Annotated in this window: 24 protein-coding genes and 1 tRNA gene; 14 read left to right on the forward strand and 11 right to left on the reverse strand. The window is 57.9% G+C overall.

Going from position 1 to position 16158, the window contains the following annotated elements; all coding sequences use genetic code 11:
- Positions 1-163 precede the first annotated feature (163 nt).
- The 5 genes from nadC to IFT75_RS10530 all read left to right on the forward strand — a co-directional run bounded on the left by nadC (position 164) and on the right by IFT75_RS10530 (position 2901).
- Positions 164-1012, forward strand: coding sequence for a carboxylating nicotinate-nucleotide diphosphorylase (gene nadC, locus IFT75_RS10510; protein ID WP_192054725.1), 849 nt, complete (start codon positions 164-166; stop codon positions 1010-1012).
- 44 nt (positions 1013-1056) lie between these two features.
- A complete protein-coding gene (locus tag IFT75_RS10515) occupies positions 1057-1311 on the forward strand; it encodes a hypothetical protein (protein ID WP_122475266.1) in 255 nt (84 codons plus the stop codon).
- Between the two features lie 179 nt (positions 1312-1490).
- Complete coding sequence (locus tag IFT75_RS10520) at positions 1491-2075, forward strand: SMI1/KNR4 family protein (RefSeq protein WP_122475267.1); 585 nt, start codon at positions 1491-1493, stop codon at positions 2073-2075.
- A gap of 221 nt (positions 2076-2296) precedes the next feature.
- Positions 2297-2548: a type II toxin-antitoxin system HicA family toxin gene (locus IFT75_RS10525; protein WP_122795362.1), complete on the forward strand. Its 252-nt coding sequence runs from the start codon at positions 2297-2299 to the stop codon at positions 2546-2548.
- Positions 2545-2901, forward strand: a complete 357-nt coding sequence (locus IFT75_RS10530) for a type II toxin-antitoxin system HicB family antitoxin (RefSeq protein WP_192054727.1) — start codon at positions 2545-2547, stop codon at positions 2899-2901. The genes IFT75_RS10525 and IFT75_RS10530 overlap by 4 nt, the downstream gene beginning before the upstream one ends.
- A 31-nt stretch (positions 2902-2932) precedes the next feature.
- Here the strand turns inward: IFT75_RS10530 and IFT75_RS10535 are convergent, their stop codons facing one another.
- The 5 genes from IFT75_RS10535 to IFT75_RS10555 form a co-directional block, all read right to left on the reverse strand.
- Entirely contained in the window at positions 2933-3706 is a 774-nt protein-coding gene (locus tag IFT75_RS10535; protein ID WP_122475272.1) for an EAL domain-containing protein, read from the reverse strand.
- Positions 3707-3796: 90 nt separating this feature from the next.
- A complete protein-coding gene (locus tag IFT75_RS10540) occupies positions 3797-4414 on the reverse strand; it encodes a TPM domain-containing protein (RefSeq protein WP_192054729.1) in 618 nt (205 codons plus the stop codon).
- A gap of 18 nt (positions 4415-4432) precedes the next feature.
- A complete protein-coding gene (locus IFT75_RS10545) occupies positions 4433-5200 on the reverse strand; it encodes a TPM domain-containing protein (protein WP_192054731.1) in 768 nt (255 codons plus the stop codon).
- Positions 5197-5796 (reverse strand): LemA family protein, encoded by a 600-nt coding sequence (locus tag IFT75_RS10550; protein ID WP_122475276.1) that lies wholly within the window; start codon positions 5794-5796, stop codon positions 5197-5199. The genes IFT75_RS10545 and IFT75_RS10550 overlap by 4 nt, the downstream gene beginning before the upstream one ends.
- Positions 5797-6056: 260 nt before the next feature.
- Entirely contained in the window at positions 6057-6275 is a 219-nt protein-coding gene (locus IFT75_RS10555; protein ID WP_043192846.1) for a hypothetical protein, read from the reverse strand.
- Between the two features lie 124 nt (positions 6276-6399).
- Between IFT75_RS10555 and IFT75_RS10560 the strand changes: the two genes are divergently transcribed.
- Positions 6400-6579 (forward strand): hypothetical protein, encoded by a 180-nt coding sequence (locus IFT75_RS10560; protein ID WP_122475279.1) that lies wholly within the window; start codon positions 6400-6402, stop codon positions 6577-6579.
- A gap of 55 nt (positions 6580-6634) precedes the next feature.
- On the opposite strand, the gene IFT75_RS10565 is transcribed toward IFT75_RS10560, so the two are convergent.
- Entirely contained in the window at positions 6635-6880 is a 246-nt protein-coding gene (locus tag IFT75_RS10565; RefSeq protein ID WP_192054733.1) for a hypothetical protein, read from the reverse strand.
- Positions 6881-7046: 166 nt separating this feature from the next.
- Between IFT75_RS10565 and IFT75_RS10570 the strand changes: the two genes are divergently transcribed.
- On the forward strand, positions 7047-7814 hold the full coding sequence (locus IFT75_RS10570) for a hypothetical protein (RefSeq protein WP_192054734.1): 768 nt from the start codon (positions 7047-7049) through the stop codon (positions 7812-7814).
- Here IFT75_RS10570 and IFT75_RS10575 read toward each other — a convergent pair.
- The 3 genes from IFT75_RS10575 to IFT75_RS10585 form a co-directional block, all read right to left on the reverse strand.
- Positions 7811-8221 carry a VOC family protein gene (locus IFT75_RS10575; RefSeq protein ID WP_192054736.1) on the reverse strand — a complete coding sequence of 137 codons (411 nt, stop codon included), beginning with the start codon at positions 8219-8221 and terminating at the stop codon, positions 7811-7813. The genes IFT75_RS10570 and IFT75_RS10575 overlap by 4 nt on opposite strands.
- Before the next feature lie 79 nt (positions 8222-8300).
- The gene (gene yecR, locus IFT75_RS10580; RefSeq protein ID WP_192054738.1) at positions 8301-8846 is read right to left on the reverse strand and encodes a YecR family lipoprotein; all 546 of its coding nucleotides are present in this window, start codon (positions 8844-8846) and stop codon (positions 8301-8303) included.
- 84 nt (positions 8847-8930) lie between these two features.
- A tRNA-Thr gene (locus tag IFT75_RS10585) sits at positions 8931-9006 on the reverse strand.
- A gap of 21 nt (positions 9007-9027) precedes the next feature.
- On the opposite strand from IFT75_RS10585, the gene IFT75_RS21650 reads away from it, so the two are divergent.
- The gene (locus tag IFT75_RS21650; RefSeq protein ID WP_446731022.1) at positions 9028-9483 is read left to right on the forward strand and encodes a hypothetical protein; all 456 of its coding nucleotides are present in this window, start codon (positions 9028-9030) and stop codon (positions 9481-9483) included.
- Between the two features lie 47 nt (positions 9484-9530).
- Here IFT75_RS21650 and IFT75_RS10595 read toward each other — a convergent pair whose 3' ends face one another.
- Positions 9531-9920 carry a pilin gene (locus IFT75_RS10595; RefSeq protein ID WP_192054742.1) on the reverse strand — a complete coding sequence of 130 codons (390 nt, stop codon included), beginning with the start codon at positions 9918-9920 and terminating at the stop codon, positions 9531-9533.
- A 223-nt stretch (positions 9921-10143) separates the two neighbouring features.
- Between IFT75_RS10595 and pilB the strand changes: the two genes are divergently transcribed.
- The 5 genes from pilB to yacG are packed head-to-tail and all read left to right on the forward strand — an operon-like array spanning position 10144 to position 14754.
- Positions 10144-11841 (forward strand): type IV-A pilus assembly ATPase PilB, encoded by a 1698-nt coding sequence (gene pilB / locus IFT75_RS10600; RefSeq protein WP_192054743.1) that lies wholly within the window; start codon positions 10144-10146, stop codon positions 11839-11841.
- Positions 11842-11845: 4 nt separating this feature from the next.
- Entirely contained in the window at positions 11846-13063 is a 1218-nt protein-coding gene (locus IFT75_RS10605; protein WP_192054745.1) for a type II secretion system F family protein, read from the forward strand.
- A 1-nt stretch (position 13064) separates the two neighbouring features.
- A complete protein-coding gene (locus IFT75_RS10610; RefSeq protein ID WP_192054747.1) occupies positions 13065-13934 on the forward strand; it encodes a prepilin peptidase in 870 nt (289 codons plus the stop codon).
- Entirely contained in the window at positions 13931-14554 is a 624-nt protein-coding gene (gene coaE / locus IFT75_RS10615) for a dephospho-CoA kinase (protein ID WP_122475295.1), read from the forward strand. The genes IFT75_RS10610 and coaE overlap by 4 nt, the downstream gene beginning before the upstream one ends.
- A complete protein-coding gene (gene yacG / locus IFT75_RS10620; protein ID WP_122715126.1) occupies positions 14551-14754 on the forward strand; it encodes a DNA gyrase inhibitor YacG in 204 nt (67 codons plus the stop codon). The genes coaE and yacG overlap by 4 nt, the downstream gene beginning before the upstream one ends.
- 189 nt (positions 14755-14943) lie before the next feature.
- Here the strand turns inward: yacG and IFT75_RS10625 are convergent, their stop codons facing one another.
- Positions 14944-15369, reverse strand: coding sequence for a DUF3830 family protein (locus tag IFT75_RS10625; RefSeq protein ID WP_122795376.1), 426 nt, complete (start codon positions 15367-15369; stop codon positions 14944-14946).
- A 100-nt stretch (positions 15370-15469) separates the two neighbouring features.
- Between IFT75_RS10625 and IFT75_RS10630 the strand changes: the two genes are divergently transcribed.
- Positions 15470-16099 (forward strand): DUF1780 domain-containing protein, encoded by a 630-nt coding sequence (locus IFT75_RS10630; protein WP_122475299.1) that lies wholly within the window; start codon positions 15470-15472, stop codon positions 16097-16099.
- Positions 16100-16158 lie beyond the last annotated feature (59 nt).

Genomic DNA, 16158 nt, shown 5'->3' on the forward strand with positions numbered 1-16158 from the left:
GAACACGGGGCTAAGTAGGAGATTGACCGTAAATATGTACGAAAGCTCACAGCAGCCGACCAAATGCACAGCTTTTTACCGTGCGTGAAGGCGCGGGCTACAGGGCTTCGCTCCAAGCGCTGCAGTATCCTATAATCCGGCCACTTTGCCGATGGAGCGCGTCATGTCCAATCTTCGTCTTGCCGATCTGACCGCTGAAATCGAAGCCAACGTGCGCCGTGCGTTGTTCGAAGACGTGGGCAGCGGCGATATCACTGCGCAACTGATCCCGGCCGAGCGCCTGGCCAAGGCCAGCATCATCACCCGCGATGCCTGCATCGTTGCCGGCAGCGCCTGGGTCGATGCCGTGTTTCGCCAGCTCGACCCGCGCGTGGCGGTGCATTGGCAGGTAGTGGATGGGCAGCAGGCCCAGCCCAACCAGCCCTTGTTTCACCTCGAAGGCCCGGCACGCTCGCTGCTGACCGGTGAGCGCAGCGCGCTGAATTTTCTGCAACTGCTGTCGGCCGTGGCCACCCGCGCGCGGTATTTCGCCGAGCGTGTCGGCCATACCCAGGTCAAGCTGCTGGACACGCGCAAGACCGTGCCGGGCCTGCGCCTGGCGCAAAAGTACGCGGTGACCTGCGGTGGCTGCCACAACCACCGGATCGGCCTGTACGATGCCTTCCTGATCAAGGAAAACCACATCGCCGCCTGCGGTGGCGTGGCTCAGGCAGTAGCGGCGGCGCAGCGCATCGCGCCGGGCAAGCCGGTGGAAATCGAAGTCGAAAGCCTGGATGAGTTGCGCGAAGCCCTGGCAGCGGGTGCCGACATCGTCATGCTCGACGAGCTCAGCCTCGCCGACATGCGCGAAGCCGTGAGCATCAATGCTGGCCAGGCCAAACTCGAAGCCAGTGGCGGCATCAACGATTCGACCCTGGTCAGCATTGCCGAAACAGGGGTGGACTACATCTCGATCGGCAGCCTGACCAAGGATGTAAAAGCGGTAGACCTGTCCATGCGCCTGAGCCTGTGACAGCCCACATAGATATCGACCAGCAAAGGTATGGAGTTTTCGCAGTGACCAGCACATCCACCCAAGGCGCTTACCAGGTCTACATCATCCGCATCGACGGCACCCGCTTCGGCCCCTTCGACTCGTCCCTGGAGCCCAACAAGGCGTTGATCTACGAAGTAACGCTCAATGCCGGCGCAGGCGACCGGATCGAATTGCATGACGCCGCCGGAGAGGTACAGACCCACGTGATCTCCAACACCCATTTCCAGCCGCAGATGAGCGACGTGCCCGCCCACTACACCGTTCGCTGGCGCTGATACCCCGCGGGCCTCTGTGATAGCAGAGCTCTGTGAGAGCGGGCTCTGCCCGCGAAGAGGCCAGCAGCCCAACAACCCCCTCCAAGTCCCCCCACATACCCCCAAACAGTAAATTCCCTTGACTCACCGCCACGAATCGCCCAAAGGTGCTCAAACAAAACCCGTGTAAGGAAGCAGCCTTGAGCATCGTCGAACAGTTCCACTCAGGCCTCAAAGCCGCCCTGCCCGCCGCCAGCCTTGACGAACTCGCGTTCGCCACCGGCGCCTCGCCCACCCAACTGGACGCTCTCAAAGAGGTCTACCCGGACTGCCCGGACAGCCTGCTGCAACTGCTTGCCAAGGTGAACGGCACGCACTGGCAGAAGTACGAAAAAGGTGAAGTCTCGGTGCTCATCCTGGGCTCGGACATCGCCGAATACCCGTACTACCTGCGCTCGGTCGAGCAGATCCTCGAAGACCGCGCCGCCAACGACAAAAGCATCGCCGACATCTACGACGACTTCTTTCTGGAAAACCCGGAAATGGTCGATCGACGCATCGACGCCGACGTCAGCCTGGGCGAGCGCCTGTGCTTCTCGCACTGCATGAACAACGGCGGCACGTCCACGCTGTTCATCGACTTCAACCCGACCGGCAAAGGCACCAAAGGCCAGGTCATCCGCTTCGTCCACGACCCGGACGAATACGTGGTCATCGCCGACAGCTTCGACGACTACCTGAAGATGCTGATCGACGACAAGTTCGCGTTCATTCTCGAAGATTGATGCACCAATGACCGAGCTCATTCCACGAATGAGCTCGGTCATTGCATGGATAGTTACAACTCGTATTACCCCTCGGCCTCAGGGCCTTCCCGCACCCCCGCACATCCTTCGTATCACTTCCATTTGTCCGAAAACCCGGCCCTGCGCTACACATAGCTGGGCACCACACATTGACTTGAAAACGGACAGCAACTAAATTCAGTTGCACAAAAGGAGTGGTAATGTCCAGGCATGGAAAGCTGGTCGCCAAACTGATCTCGCAGGAAAGTGAGTTCACATGGCCTGAACTGGTGAGCCTGCTGCAAGGGTTCGGCTTTCAGCCAGTCCAGGGAAGCGGCAGCCGCGTGAAGTTCCACAATGGTAATCCCGCAGCGTTGATCAGCCTTCATCGCCCTCATCCGGGTAGTGAAATCAAGCCCTACATCCGCCGCCAGATCATCGCGCAATTGAAAAATGGAGGCTTGCTGCCATGAACCAACTGCTTCAACACCGCGGCTACTTCGGATCGATCGAAGCAAGCCCGGAAGACGACTGCCTGTATGGCAAAGCACAGTTCATTCGGGCGCTGATCAGCTATGAAGGGCAAACCGTTGCGCAATTGATCGCCGCTTTTCGGGCCGCAGTGGATGACTATCTGGAGACCTGCGCGGATTTGAAGGTCACGCCGGAGATTTCCTGCAAGGGCTCCTTCAATGTGCGCATTGGCCACGAACTGCATCTGGCGGCCAGCATCGCGGCAAATCGGCAAAGCATTACGCTCAATGACCTGACCAAACAGGCACTCGCCAGTTATCTGCATTACGAGTCGACAAACCGTGCCGATTGATCAGCCTGCCAGACACTCCAAGGCTTGAGCGTCAACGCTTGAGCGGCAACTCGCCGATGGCGGGACGGGCGAACAGGTAGCCTTGCTGCAGATCGATACCCAATGATTGCAAGGCCGTGCTTTCACCCACGGTTTCGACGCCCTCGGCCACCACTGTGATGTTCAGCTTGCCGGCCACCAGCACGATCCCCGCCACGATGGCTTGCCGCACAGCGTCTTGATCCAAGGCGCGAGTCAGCGCCATGTCGATTTTCAGCACGTTGGGCTGGAACGTCGCAAGCATGTTCAAACCCGAATACCCCGAACCGAAATCGTCGATTGCCGTAGTGAAGCCCTGCTTCTCGTATTCAGCGAAAATCGACTGCAGATGCGCCGGATCATCCACACGCTCACCTTCGGTGACTTCGAACATCAGCCGATTCAACGGAAAACCGAATTCACGGGCAGCCTCGAGCGTTGCGCGAATGCACGTTTCGGCGCGGTAGACGGCCTTGGGCAGGAAATTGATGCTCAGCAGGCAGTCGGGCAAGTCGAGCAAACCCCACCGGGTTGCCAGTTCGATGGCCTTGACCCGGCAGGCTTGGTCGAAGCGGTAGCGATTGCCATCGTTCACCATACTCAGGATGCTGAACGCGGACTCGCCGTTGATGCCGCGCACCAGCGCCTCGTACGCCCAGGGCTTGCCACTGCGCACGTCGAGAATCGGCTGGAACGCCATGGTGAAGTCGAAACCCAGTGCATCCAGGTTTCGACAGTCGGAACAACCCACTGCCTTGAACGGCTGGGGAAAAATGATCGGGCTCATAGCGAGGCTCCGTGGGCAAAGAACGAATGATAGCGCATTGCCACTTCGACAGCTCATAGCCTCGCTAGATCCGTCTGATTGGCCGAACGGTCAGCCCAGTACGACCAACCGATCCGGTAGCTCGTTACGAGGATGAGTGACCGGCACGTGCTCACGCAACACCTCGCCACACGCCTGGATACAGCCGACAAAACCTTCCATCGTTTCACCGCGCTTGACCCGCGCAGTGAACGCTTCGACGATCGCGTTCCAGGTGTCATCCCCGACGCGACTGGAAATCCCCTCGTCCACCAGAATTTCCACGTACCGTTCTGCCTCCGAAACGAAGATCAACATCCCCGTTCCGCCCTGAGTGTGATGCAATTTGCGCTCCAGAAACTGCCGACGCGCCATGTTCGCCGCTCGCCAATGCCGCACTCGGCGCGGTACCAACGCCGTGGTCAGGGCCGGAATGCGAAACAGCAGCCCCAGCACGATGAAGGTTGCCCATTGCGCCAGCAGCAACTGATGAGCGTTCAGCCAACCGGGGTAATAGTTGATCAGACCCGGCACCAGCAACGCGACCAACCCCGCCCACAACAACGGAATGTAGGTGTAGTCGTCCGAGTGCGGTGCAAGCACCGTGACCAGCTCGGCGTCGGTGTGCAGTTCTGCCTCGGCAATCGCCGTGGCCACGCGCTTCTGCGCGCTTTCGTCCAGTAATGTCATGCTGCGTACCCGCTCGATTTACCAGCCACCCGATGCACCCCCGCCGCCGAAGCCGCCGCCACCGCCACCAAAACCGCCACCGCCGCCGCCGAAACCACCGCCACCACGGCCTCCGCCGCCGAGCAGGCCGCCCAGCACCGCACCCGTGAGTACCGAACGACCACCGCCGCCTCGGCCACCGCGACCCCCTCCGCCACCGCCGCGAATCATTACTATCACGATGATGATCAGAATCAGGAACGCCGGCCATGGCAGACGCTGCTGGTCCTGGCCCTGGTCCTGCGCATTGCTGCGCTGCGGCTCGGCCAGAGGGTCGCCCCCCAGCACCTGCAACATGGCCGCTGCACCCGCACGAATGCCGCCAGCGAAATCGCCTTGGCGAAACGACGGCACGATCACGTTATTGATGATGATGGAGGACTGCGCATCGGTCAGTTGCCCTTCCAGGCCATAACCGACCTCGATGCGCACCTTGCGCTCGGCCTTGGCGACGATCAGCAAGGCGCCATTGTCCTTGCCTTTCTGGCCAATGCCCCAGGCACGCCCGAGCTGGTAGCCGTAATCGGCGATGTCCGTGCCTTGCAGGTCCGGCACGGTGACCACCACGACCTGCTCGGAGGTCGCCTGCTCATGGGCCTCGAGCATCTGGCTGAGCTGGCTGCGGGTCTGCCCGTCGAGCAGGCCCGCCTGGTCCACCACTCGACCGCTGAGCGCCGGAAACTCCAGCGCTCCGGCAGTGACGGCCCACACCAGCATCAACAGCGGCAGGCACCGCCATGGCTTCATTGGAACTTCACGCTCGGCGCTTGCTCGGCATTGGGTGCCGTGGCCTTGAAGTTCTCGCGAACTTTCTGATCACGGTACATGGTCATCTGCCACAGCTTGCCGGGGAAGGTACGGATCTCGGTGTTGTACTTCTCGACCGAGGCAATGAAGTCACGACGCGCTACCGCAATACGGTTCTCGGTGCCTTCGAGCTGCGACTGCAACGCCAGGAAGTTCTGGTTCGACTTCAGGTCGGGATAACGCTCGACGGTCACCATCAAACGGCTCAAGGCGCCGCTGAGTTGCTGCTGGGCCTGATCGAACTGCTGCAGCTTGGCCGGATCGTCCAGCGTGTTGGCATCGACCTGGATCGACGTGGCCTTGGCGCGTGCCTCGATCACTCGAGTCAAGGTGTCCTGCTCCTGCTTGGCATAGCCCTTCACCGTTTCCACCAGATTGGGGATCAGGTCGGCACGGCGCTGGTACTGGTTCTCCACCTGAGCCCAGGCCGATTTCACCTGTTCGTCATATTGCGGAATGTTATTGACGCCGCAGCCACTGAGCAGCGTGGTGAACATCAGCACGGTCAACAACCGTGTGCGCAGGGAAATGGTCATGGTGGGGTCAAGCTCCTTGGAAGGCAGTGGTCATGGCCACTGCAACGCGCCGACGCCCGGTTCGGGTCGACGCTTGAATAGGTGAGGTTAGCAGGCCTGGCTGGGCGAAACGCCAAATCGCAGACAAAGAAAAGCCCGCCGACGGGGAGGAAAGCGGGCTTGAAGAAGGAGCAAGGTCAACATTACGCCCAAGAATGTAAATGCCGCGTGAAACGGATGTGAACGGACGGTTAGCTGCACTTTTCTCCTTTTTCACGACATCAACGACCGTCGGCGATCTTGCGTTCGATCTCGGCGGTCTTGCGCTGCAAGGTCTCGGCGTCCTGCTCTTTCTCCTTGATGGAGGTAGGCGTGATGACCTTGTCGACGCCTTCGGTGGCAGGCGTTTCATTTTCGATATCGCGCTCGACCACGTTCACCGGCTTGCCGCTGGCATCGAGGGTCGGGGCTTTTGGCTGGATTTCATCGCGTGTGGTCATGGTAGGAAGCCTCTGATGATAGGTAGAGATTCGAGGCATTGCAGGCAAGGTAAGTTCCTGTGCAACGCTTCGGACTGCACCTTGGCCGAGGGCGCCGGTCACAGCTTCTTTGGGAGGAAAAACCATGGCCATCTCCGTCAAGAAACTCGAAGGCAATGACATCCCCGAGCAGTACCGGACACACGACATGGACCCGGTGTTTCAGGTTCAGGACAGCGAAGGACAGTTGCACATACGCACCAGTGACGTGGAAGCCGCTGCCCTGGCAGTGGAATTCAGCGAACAGGACAAGCAGCCCGAGTGACCGAGCAAGGGGTGCAGGACGTTGCCGACCTGCACCCCTCGTTCAATGGCCCCGCCTAATCGCCCAGCAACCACACTCCGGCGCTGACCAATGCCGCAATCAGCGTGCCGCCGAACAAGGCGTACTCGAGCTTGCTACGATTCAGCGCCTGGATCACGTGGTCGATGTAGGCCTCGATATCCGCCGCCCGGCGGCGCATCTCCAGGCCTTCGATGACGTCCTGCACGCGTGCATCCAACAACGGCGATACACACAGATAGACCGAAGCGTAGCTGGCCATAATGATGAAGAAGTATTTCACGGTTGGCATCCTTGCCCAGAGTCAGGGGCGGGCTTATAGGCTGTCGGCACACAGGACGAAAACGATACAGGTCGAGGCAAACAATCGCCATTCCCGGCGCCGATTGAATAAAAGCCCAACGTCGAATCATGTACAACGTATGGACTAAAAACAACGACGCACGTACATGACTGTTTTCTACCTCAAGCTACTCATCACGCCGCTGCTCATGCTGTTCATCTCCATCGCTGCCAAACGCTGGGGTACGCACGTTGGCGGGCTGCTGTCCGGGCTTCCAGTGACCTCCGCCGTGGTGATGCTGTTTCTCAGCCTCGAACAAGGCCCGGGGTTCGTGGCAATGGCAGTGCCCGGCGCATTGGCCGGCGTGGCGGCAATTCAGGCGACCTACCTGTTCTATCTTGCGGTGACCCGCCGTGTTTCGGTAGTGCTCGGATGCCTGGCCGCCGTGGTGTTCTACGTTGCCACAGCGCTACTGATGAACCGGCTGGGGTCACCCATTGCCTCCATCGCCATTACCCTGTGCCTGGTGGTGGTGCTGATTCGGGTGACGTCGAACGATGGCAAACCCCTGGCGCGCCCGGTTGCGTTACCCCACTGGATCATTCCCATGCGGATGTTGACCGCTACCCTCCTGCTGCTACTGATCACCGCAGGGGCGCAGTGGTTGGGCCCCGTGGTCAGCGGCTACCTGGCGCCCATTCCGATCATCGCCTGGCCGCTCGCCGTTTTTGCGCATGTGCAAGGCGGACGCCAGGAACTCGCGGCGATTGTCAGAGGCAACGCGATTGGCGCCGTCGGCGTGATCGGCTTCTACCTCAGCTTGCAGGAGATGGTAGTGCAACTAGGCATACTGCCCGCCGTGGCGACAGGCGTGTTGCTGGCGGTACTGTTGACGGCTGGGGTTGCGCGCCTGGCCAACTTGCGTCGGGGTTAAGCTGAACTGGCCATATCCGATGCATGAACGAAACATAACTTGTTGCCTTCAGGGTCCCGGCAATAGGCGCCGTAGTAGTCCTCTGAATACTGCGGCCGCAAACCCGGCGCCCCCTCGTCGCTGCCACCGTTGTCCAACGCTGCCTGCCACGCGTCCCGCACCTGCTGCTGCGACTGCGCCGCAAAGCTGACCTGCATGCCGTTGCCCCAAGTGGCCGGGAGGCCGTTGAACGGGAGCTGGACGTAGACCTGGGGCCAGGGCTTATCGGGCCGTTGCCAACCAGCGCCGGCAGGGCCGCCGTCATTTTCTTCGGGAAGGCGGATGAGGCCCAAGGCTTGGAAGATGTGATCGTAGAAAGCGACCATTTTTGGGAGATCGCGGGCGCCGATTTGGATGTGGCTGAACATGGGGGGCTCCTGGGCATGTCGTGTGGGCTATCCATGTAAGGAACCGAACTGGAAAGCTTTATGCCCTGCTCCCGATTCACTACTGCGCCATGATTGCCTGATATCTCTTTTGATACTCGTCGTAAGGCAAGTTCTGCTGCATCAGCAAATCGATCTGCCGATCTTTGTACTCAGCGGACGACAATGGGGCGGGCGTTGCTGTCGGTGCTGGTTGGGGAGACGCAACTGCCTGTCGGGCAGGCACCTGAACTGGAGGCTGCGCTGAGCCTAGGTAATTAAGTGGCGCAGATACGCTGCCCAGATTACCCAAGCACTGATATTTTTTTGAGACCCGCCACGCCGAACAATCACCAAAACCGCGTCTGGCAGTGCATTCCTGGGTGGCTCCGCCAAAAGGCTCTGCGTCTACGTAGCCCCACAGGGAGCATTTGGACCGGGCGATGGTGTACGCCTGCTTCAGATCGACAACCGGCGCTTCCAGATAATTGAAATCATAGGCAACGTCGATGACGCCATCCGCACGGCTGCCTCCGGTGGCGTAGAAATCTTTGTGAGTGGAGCAGGCGGGCAGTGCCGCCAGAAACACAAAAGCCACTGCGAGGCGGCTGAATCCTGTGAGAACCATGGTGATTTCCGTATTCTGGGTTGCGGCATCATCATTTTCAGAACCGAATTTGACGATGTTGAGAGAGTGTTACTGTGTTGGGGATGGTGCCGGAGATAGGAATCGAACCTACGACCTTCGCGTTACGAGTGCGCTGCTCTACCGACTGAGCTACACCGGCTTAGTTATAGAGGAAAAACATATGGCTACTGACCTTAAAACGAGTCAAACTCCAGGGCATTCGACAATAGAATCAATAGCGCTAACCGAACTGGTGCAGGCCCACCCGCCGGCATTGGTTCGAGACCATGTCATAGTTTTTCCGTTGATTGATGCCGGTCCATTAGCGACGGTGCACGTGATAGTGGCCAGCCCAGAAGATGCAAAACCTGTAGCCGTGATACTGCTGCAATTTGCGGTAGTGCTCGGAGCCGAAATGTCGGCTGTCGAATTCACATCAACCCCTTGGTCCAAAGCCATCTGGACGTCTCGCTTTAGCATGCTCATTTCAGAAAACCCGGCCGTGAGCTTGGCCCTTGCCGAGTACTTAAGGAACAAGGGGATGGCGATGGCCGATATGATCCCTAAAATAGCGACCACTATCATCAACTCAATAAGCGTGAAAGCTCTTGAAGATTTCATAACACGCCACCATTAACGCTAAGAAGATCCACGTAGTAGTGCCTACGTGGATCGCCTATTATCTCAGGAACAGCCTTTGGGTTTGTAATCGCCAAGGCTAGCGGTAGAACAAGCCCAACCACCAGTGCCTCGAGTCAGCGTGATGGTCCCACCCGAGATAGCGGTCGGCGCATTCTGCAGGGTGCACAGGATTGAACCTGTTTGTCCGTCGGTGATTGTCCAAGCACAGTTAGATGTAGTCGTAGCATTGAGCGCAGCGGCGGTTACAGTAGTACCGGAGTTCAGCAAATCCTCAAAGTTGATTTTGAGCCCTGAAGCCTCAGCAAGACCAGCAGACGCTTTGGCGCGCGCTTGATACTTGGAATACTGTGGAATGGCGATCGCTGCAAGAATGCCGATGATCGCTACAACGATCATAAGCTCAATCAGCGTAAAACCCTTTTGCGCTTTCATATACCTACTCTCCAATAAAATGAAGGTCGGAGGACCTAAAGTCTACAAAGCAAAACCCATGCCATTTTTTAGGTCACTCATACCCGCGCAAATCCATCCATACCTAATCAAAGCGGGAGTAAAAAAAGCAACAAAGTGACATTTTTTGTCAGGTGCATTTATCTTGATTGGCACCCCGCTCTGACTGCGCTATAAAAGACGCACTAAAGGAGCACGCATTCAAATGAACGATATCGCCCTAACCGGCTTGGCCAAGCAGCTCGTCGTTGCCGAATTGCTTACTGACAAGGAAGCGTTGCTGGCGCTTACCCAAGCGCAGCGTCAAAAAATACCGTTCGTGAATTACCTGGTGCAGAATCGCTTGGCAAAGAGTCGAGAGGTTGCAGAAATTGCCGCTGATCAGTTCGGTGTGTCCCTGCTTGACCTGCACGCAGTTGACCGCGATGGATTTCCAAAAAATCTCGTTAGCGAAAAACTTATTAGGCAACACCATGCGCTGCCTTTATGGCGCAGAGGCAATAAGCTTTTTATCGGGCTGTCCGACCCCACCAATCATCTCGCAACGACGGACATCCAATTCAGTACGGGCTTAACCACAGAGGCCATACTGGTAGAAGATGACAAACTTACTGAAGCCATCGAAAAGTTTTTTGACAATGGCTCAACTGGACTTGAAGAGCTCAGCGATGTCGACTTGGAAGGATTGGACATCCAAAGTGGCCATGACGACAAGGACGAGCCTATTGCCCAAGATTCAGATGATGCACCTGTCGTTCGCTTCGTAAACAAAATGCTACTCGACGCCATACGAAGCGGATCATCCGACTTGCATTTCGAGCCGTACGAGAAGACCTATCGGGTCAGATTCAGAACCGATGGCATCCTGCGAGAAATTGCCAAACCGCCTATCAATCTATCAGGCCGCATAGCTGCACGCCTGAAAGTGATGGCGAGCTTAGATATTTCAGAGCGCAGAAAACCTCAAGATGGTCGTATCAAGATGCGCATCTCGAAGTCTAAATCGATTGATTTTCGCGTTAATACGCTCCCCACACTCTGGGGGGAAAAGATAGTGATGCGTATACTGGACCCGTCCAGCGCACAGATGGGCATCGATGCCCTTGGGTATGAACCCGATCAAAAGGCGCTGTATCTCGAAGCGCTGAGTCAGCCTCAGGGCATGATTCTGGTTACCGGCCCTACGGGTTCGGGCAAGACGGTTTCGTTATACACAGGTATTAACATCCTTAACACGATCGATATAAACATTTCCACCGCCGAGGACCCTGTGGAAATTAACATGGAAGGGATCAATCAAGTCAATGTTAACCCCAAGCAGGGTATGGACTTCGCGCAAGCGTTGCGTTCGTTTTTGCGCCAAGATCCCGACGTGATCATGGTCGGCGAGATCCGTGATCTCGAGACCGCAGAAATTGCGATCAAGGCTGCACAGACTGGACATTTGGTTCTCTCTACCTTGCACACCAACAGCGCGGCCGAGACGCTTACCAGGCTTCAAAACATGGGAATTGCCAGCTTTAATATTGCCACCTCGGTGAGCCTTATCATCGCTCAGCGTTTGGCTAGAAAGCTTTGCCCGCACTGCAAACGCGAGGCTGACATTCCGCGCGAGGCATTGATCTCAGAAGGTTTCCCCATTGAAACCATCGGTGGCTTCAAAGTTTACGAGCCTGTCGGATGTGATCAGTGCAACGGTGGCTATAGAGGCAGACAGGGTATCTACGAGGTGGTGAAAAACACCAAAGCCTTGCAACAGATCATCATGGAAGCTGGTAACGCTATAGAGATCGCTACGCAAATGAGGAAAGAGGGATTCAACGATTTACGCACCTCTGGACTGTCCAAGGTTATGCAAGGCGTTACAAGTCTCGCAGAAATAAATCGTATAACCAAGGACTAGTAAAATGGCTATCAAACCTGACAAGATCCATAACTTCTCTTGGGAGGGTGTTGACCGAAAGGGTACCAAAGTCGCAGGCGAAATCAAAGGGCATAATATCGCCACGGTAAAGGCCTTGCTTCGAAAGCAGGGAGTAGCGTCGACCAAGATAAGAAAGAAAACCGATTCTATTTTTGGAGGCGGCAAAAAAATCAAGCCCATTGACATCGCACTGTTTACACGCCAAATGTCTACTATGATGAAAGCCGGAGTTCCGCTTCTGCAATCCTTCGATATCATAAGCGAGGGTTCAGAAAACGTCCGCATGACAAAGCTGGTCAACGGTATAAAACAGGACGTAGCAGCAGGCAATAGTTTCGCCATATCGCTACGCAAAAAGCCTGAGTACTTTGACGAGTTGTATTGCAATCTTGTAGATGCCGGTGAACAGGCAGGTGCACTGGAAGCGTTGCTTGAAAGGGTTGCCACATACAAAGAAAAGACGGAGCTATTGAAAGCAAAGATAAAAAAAGCAATGACGTACCCCATTGCGGTCCTGTTAGTGGCTGCTGTTGTATCGTCCATTCTTTTGATAAAGGTTGTTCCTCAGTTTCAATCTGTTTTTGCGGGCTTTGGAGCCGAGCTGCCAGCGTTCACCCAAATGGTTATCGGGCTTTCTGAGGCATTGCAAAACTGGTGGCTTATTTTCCTGGCAGGCATCTTTGCCGCGATTTTTTTATTCAAGAATGCGCACAAGAGAAGTCAAAAGTTTCGAGACGCAATCGACCGCCTTCTGTTGAAAATTCCGGTGGTAGGCAAGTTGATCTACAAATCGGCGATAGCCCGTTATGCGCGCACGCTCTCCACCACTTTCGCCGCTGGCGTGCCGTTGGTCGAAGCGCTTGATTCCGTAGCTGGCGCTACCGGCAACGTCGTCTTCAAAAACGCCGTAAACCGGATCAAGGCCGACGTTTCCACCGGTATGCAGCTCAACTTTTCCATGCGCTCAACCGGTGTGTTCCCTACCCTTGCCATCCAAATGACCGCCATCGGCGAAGAATCCGGCGCTCTGGACGACATGCTCGACCGCGTAGCAACCATCTACGAAGCCGAAGTCGACAACATGGTCGACAGCCTCACCAGCCTCATGGAGCCGATGATCATGGCGGTACTGGGCGTGGTGGTCGGTGGCCTGGTTATTGCGATGTACCTCCCCATCTTCCAACTCGGCTCCGTCGTCTAACATGCTCCTACTTGAATTCTTGGCCAGCCCGCTGGCCCTGATGTTCTGCGCCCTCCTCCTGGGCCTCATCATCGGCAGCTTCCTCAACGTCCTCATCCATCGCCTGCCCATCATGCTCGACCGTGACTGGACCACGCAGTCTCGAGAAATGCTTGGCCTGCCCCCAGAGCCCAAGGGCGGGACGTACAACCTGCTGCTGCCCCACTCCGAATGCCCGCACTGTGCCCACAAGATCCGCGCCTGGGAGAACATTCCGGTGGTGAGCTACCTGATGCTGCGGGGCAAGTGTGCCAGTTGTCGGGCGAAGATCAGCCTGCGTTATCCGCTGGTGGAACTGGCCACGGGCATCTTGAGTGCCTTTGTGGTGTATCACTTCGGCTTGAGCTGGCAGGCCGGTGCGTTTTTGCTGCTGACCTGGGGCTTGCTGGCGATGAGTCTGATCGATGCCGATCACCAATTGCTGCCGGATGTGCTGGTGCTGCCGTTGCTGTGGCTGGGGTTGATCGTCAATGGCCAGGGGTTGTTTACCAATCTCTACGACGCGCTGTGGGGCGCGGTGGCGGGTTATCTGAGCCTGTGGCTGGTGTATTGGGTGTTCAAGTTGATCACCGGCAAGGAAGGCATGGGCTACGGCGATTTCAAGTTGCTGGCCATGCTCGGGGCTTGGGGTGGCTGGCAGATATTGCCGCTGACCATTCTGTTGTCGTCGCTGGTGGGAGCGGTGCTGGGGGTGTTGATGCTGCGGATGCGCAACGCGCAAACCAGTACGCCGATCCCGTTCGGGCCTTATCTGGCCATCGCGGGGTGGATTGCATTGCTGTGGGGTGATCAAATAACCACTTCATACATGCAGTTTGCCGGGTTCCGATGACAACAGCTGTGGATAAACCTTGGGTGCTGGGCCTCACCGGTGGCATCGCCAGCGGCAAGAGCGCGGCAGCGCAACGCTTTGCCGAGTTGGGCGTGCACGTGGTGGACGCCGATCAGGCTTCGCGCTGGGTGGTGGAGCCAGGGCGGCCAGCGCTGGCGGCGCTGGTGCAGCGCTATGGTGCGGCGCTGTTGCAGGCCGATGGCAGCCTCGACCGTGGGGCGTTGCGCAAGGTGATCTTCGAGGATGCGCAAGAGCGGCGCTGGGTCGAGGCTTTGCTGCATCCGTTGATCGCCGAGGAAATCGCCCGGTCGCTGGCTTCGGCGACGTCGCCCTATGCGGTGTTCGTGTCGCCGCTGATGGTCGAGTCGGGGCAGTACCGGACCACGCAGCGCTTGCTGGTGGTGGATGCACCGGAGGCGGTGCGGGTTGCGCGGACCTTGCTGCGCGATCACACCACGCCCGAGCAGGTCCAGGCGATTCTGAAAGCCCAGGCGAGCCGCGAGCAGCGGCTGGCGCTGGCGGACGATGTGCTGGTCAACGACCGCGATCTGGCTTGGCTGCACTCGGAAGTCGAGCGGCTGCATGCTTTTTATCTGACTTTGCGTGGAGGCCGAGAATGAGCCAACCCTTGACCGTTGATTGCCCGACTTGCGGGGCGCCGGTGGAATGGACGGCAGCGAATGCGAACAGGCCGTTCTGTTCCGATCGCTGCAAATTGATTGACCTGGGGGCCTGGGCGTCCGAGGAGCACAAGATTCCGGTGAGCCCGGATGCCGAGGACGACCTGTTCAGCGAGGACCTGCCACCGCGCGGGCATTGAGGCGGTCGGGCACCAGGCGATAGTGCTTGCACCTGTGCCTGGTTCGCGGCCGCGGACCGCTCCTACAGTGGATATCGGGTACCTGTGGGAGCGGTCATCGGCCGCGAAGGGGGCTCTGCGGATTGTCTGGGATACCGCGGTGCATGGTTCGCGGCCAGGGACCGCTCCTACAGGGTATCTACAGGGCGGTCACGCCAATTCGAACAATACCTCTTGCGCACCTTCCCACAAGGTCTTCACGCCCAAGGCGCGGAGGTTTTCCTTGCCCTGAACCACGGTAAGGAAATGGTTGCCGGCCAACTGCCCCATCTTGCTGGCGAAGCAGCAGGATCCGTAGGCCAGCAGAATTTCCGTCTCGCTGTACGGGCCCGGATAGAACAACACGTCCCCCACCGACGGGTGGCTGGTGTGGTTCTCGAACCCGACCGGCTCGTCACCGCGCAGCAACTGGAATTCACCCAGCGGCACCCAGCACGCCTCGCCACTCCAGCGCACATGGATGATCTTCTGCCGATACGGCAGCAGCTTGAGAAACGCATCCACCGTCTGCGGTGCATCGGGATGGGTTTCGGCCAAGAATTCGTAGCCGCCGGAGGTGATCTTGATGCTGGGCATGGTGCAGCTCCTGGGAAAATCCCATCCTTACCCATCGCCGAGATATTTTGAAGCGTCGGCCGTTATTCTTTTCGTCGCACAGGCGGGCTAAGCTAGGGCCATGGATGACTCCGACTACCTGCGTTTGCTCACCAGCCAGGCCGAACAGGCCAATGCCTTCCTCTCCAATGCGCGCAAGTGGGAGCGCGAGCGTTGGGTGTGCGAGCGCCTGTTGCAGGGCCTGAACATCGCCTACCGTGACGATGAATTCACCCCCGCCGGCCAGGAGCCGCCGGACGTGCTGTTCCGTGAAGCCAGTTTCGAAGTGTTCTTCGTGCTCGACGAAGGGCGCAGGCTCAACGATGAATGGCGCGAGGAGTTGCAGCGCCGCCGCAGCGCTTTCTCCCTCAGCCAACTGGTCCGGCGCGAGGCACGCCCCAAACGCATCCGCGCCCCCGAGCTGCTGCAGCGGCTGGCACCGACCTTGCGCAAGAAAGCCCACAACTACCGCGAACGCGGGCTGGACCTCGGTGAGCTGGACATCATTGCCTTCGCCAGCCTCAAGCGCGAAACCCTGGACTTGAACAGCCATTTTCCGCCGCCTACCGAGTTTCTTCGCCAAGGCTGGCGCTCGCTGTCGCTGGTCGGACCCACCTTTGCCCGGGTCTTGTTCGCTCATCCGGATGCGCCGGATTTCCTGCGCAACAACCTGGGCCGCAGCATCGTTTTCGATGTGGGCATCAGTTTGTGAACCCACCCTTTTACCAGTCATGGCGCAGGGGCCGTGCGGATGATACAAAGCGCTCTCGC

Origin of the sequence: Pseudomonas sp. CFBP 8758, from assembly GCF_014841725.1 — a bacterium.
Lineage (GTDB): Bacteria > Pseudomonadota > Gammaproteobacteria > Pseudomonadales > Pseudomonadaceae > Aquipseudomonas > Aquipseudomonas baltica.

Bases quoted from the DNA above. Each gene is read 5' to 3' on its own strand.
- IFT75_RS10535 (WP_122475272.1), bottom strand. From the start codon at position 3,706: ATGAGCCCGATCATTTTTCCCCAGCCGTTCAAGGCAGTGGGTTGTTCC.
- IFT75_RS10525 (WP_122795362.1), top strand. From the start codon at position 2,297: ATGTCCAGGCATGGAAAGCTGGTCGCCAAACTGATCTCGCAGGAAAGT.
- IFT75_RS10605 (WP_192054745.1), top strand. From the start codon at position 11,846: ATGGCTATCAAACCTGACAAGATCCATAACTTCTCTTGGGAGGGTGTT.
- IFT75_RS10595 (WP_192054742.1), bottom strand. From the start codon at position 9,920: ATGAAAGCGCAAAAGGGTTTTACGCTGATTGAGCTTATGATCGTTGTA.
- nadC (WP_192054725.1), top strand. From the start codon at position 164: ATGTCCAATCTTCGTCTTGCCGATCTGACCGCTGAAATCGAAGCCAAC.
- yacG (WP_122715126.1), top strand. From the start codon at position 14,551: ATGAGCCAACCCTTGACCGTTGATTGCCCGACTTGCGGGGCGCCGGTG.
- IFT75_RS10570 (WP_192054734.1), top strand. From the start codon at position 7,047: ATGACTGTTTTCTACCTCAAGCTACTCATCACGCCGCTGCTCATGCTG.
- pilB (WP_192054743.1), top strand. From the start codon at position 10,144: ATGAACGATATCGCCCTAACCGGCTTGGCCAAGCAGCTCGTCGTTGCC.
- yecR (WP_192054738.1), bottom strand. From the start codon at position 8,846: ATGGTTCTCACAGGATTCAGCCGCCTCGCAGTGGCTTTTGTGTTTCTG.
- IFT75_RS21650 (WP_446731022.1), top strand. From the start codon at position 9,028: ATGGCTACTGACCTTAAAACGAGTCAAACTCCAGGGCATTCGACAATA.
- IFT75_RS10575 (WP_192054736.1), bottom strand. From the start codon at position 8,221: ATGTTCAGCCACATCCAAATCGGCGCCCGCGATCTCCCAAAAATGGTC.
- IFT75_RS10610 (WP_192054747.1), top strand. From the start codon at position 13,065: ATGCTCCTACTTGAATTCTTGGCCAGCCCGCTGGCCCTGATGTTCTGC.
- IFT75_RS10540 (WP_192054729.1), bottom strand. From the start codon at position 4,414: ATGACATTACTGGACGAAAGCGCGCAGAAGCGCGTGGCCACGGCGATT.
- IFT75_RS10560 (WP_122475279.1), top strand. From the start codon at position 6,400: ATGGCCATCTCCGTCAAGAAACTCGAAGGCAATGACATCCCCGAGCAG.
- IFT75_RS10530 (WP_192054727.1), top strand. From the start codon at position 2,545: ATGAACCAACTGCTTCAACACCGCGGCTACTTCGGATCGATCGAAGCA.
- IFT75_RS10555 (WP_043192846.1), bottom strand. From the start codon at position 6,275: ATGACCACACGCGATGAAATCCAGCCAAAAGCCCCGACCCTCGATGCC.
- IFT75_RS10630 (WP_122475299.1), top strand. From the start codon at position 15,470: ATGGATGACTCCGACTACCTGCGTTTGCTCACCAGCCAGGCCGAACAG.
- IFT75_RS10625 (WP_122795376.1), bottom strand. From the start codon at position 15,369: ATGCCCAGCATCAAGATCACCTCCGGCGGCTACGAATTCTTGGCCGAA.
- IFT75_RS10545 (WP_192054731.1), bottom strand. From the start codon at position 5,200: ATGAAGCCATGGCGGTGCCTGCCGCTGTTGATGCTGGTGTGGGCCGTC.
- IFT75_RS10550 (WP_122475276.1), bottom strand. From the start codon at position 5,796: ATGACCATTTCCCTGCGCACACGGTTGTTGACCGTGCTGATGTTCACC.
- coaE (WP_122475295.1), top strand. From the start codon at position 13,931: ATGACAACAGCTGTGGATAAACCTTGGGTGCTGGGCCTCACCGGTGGC.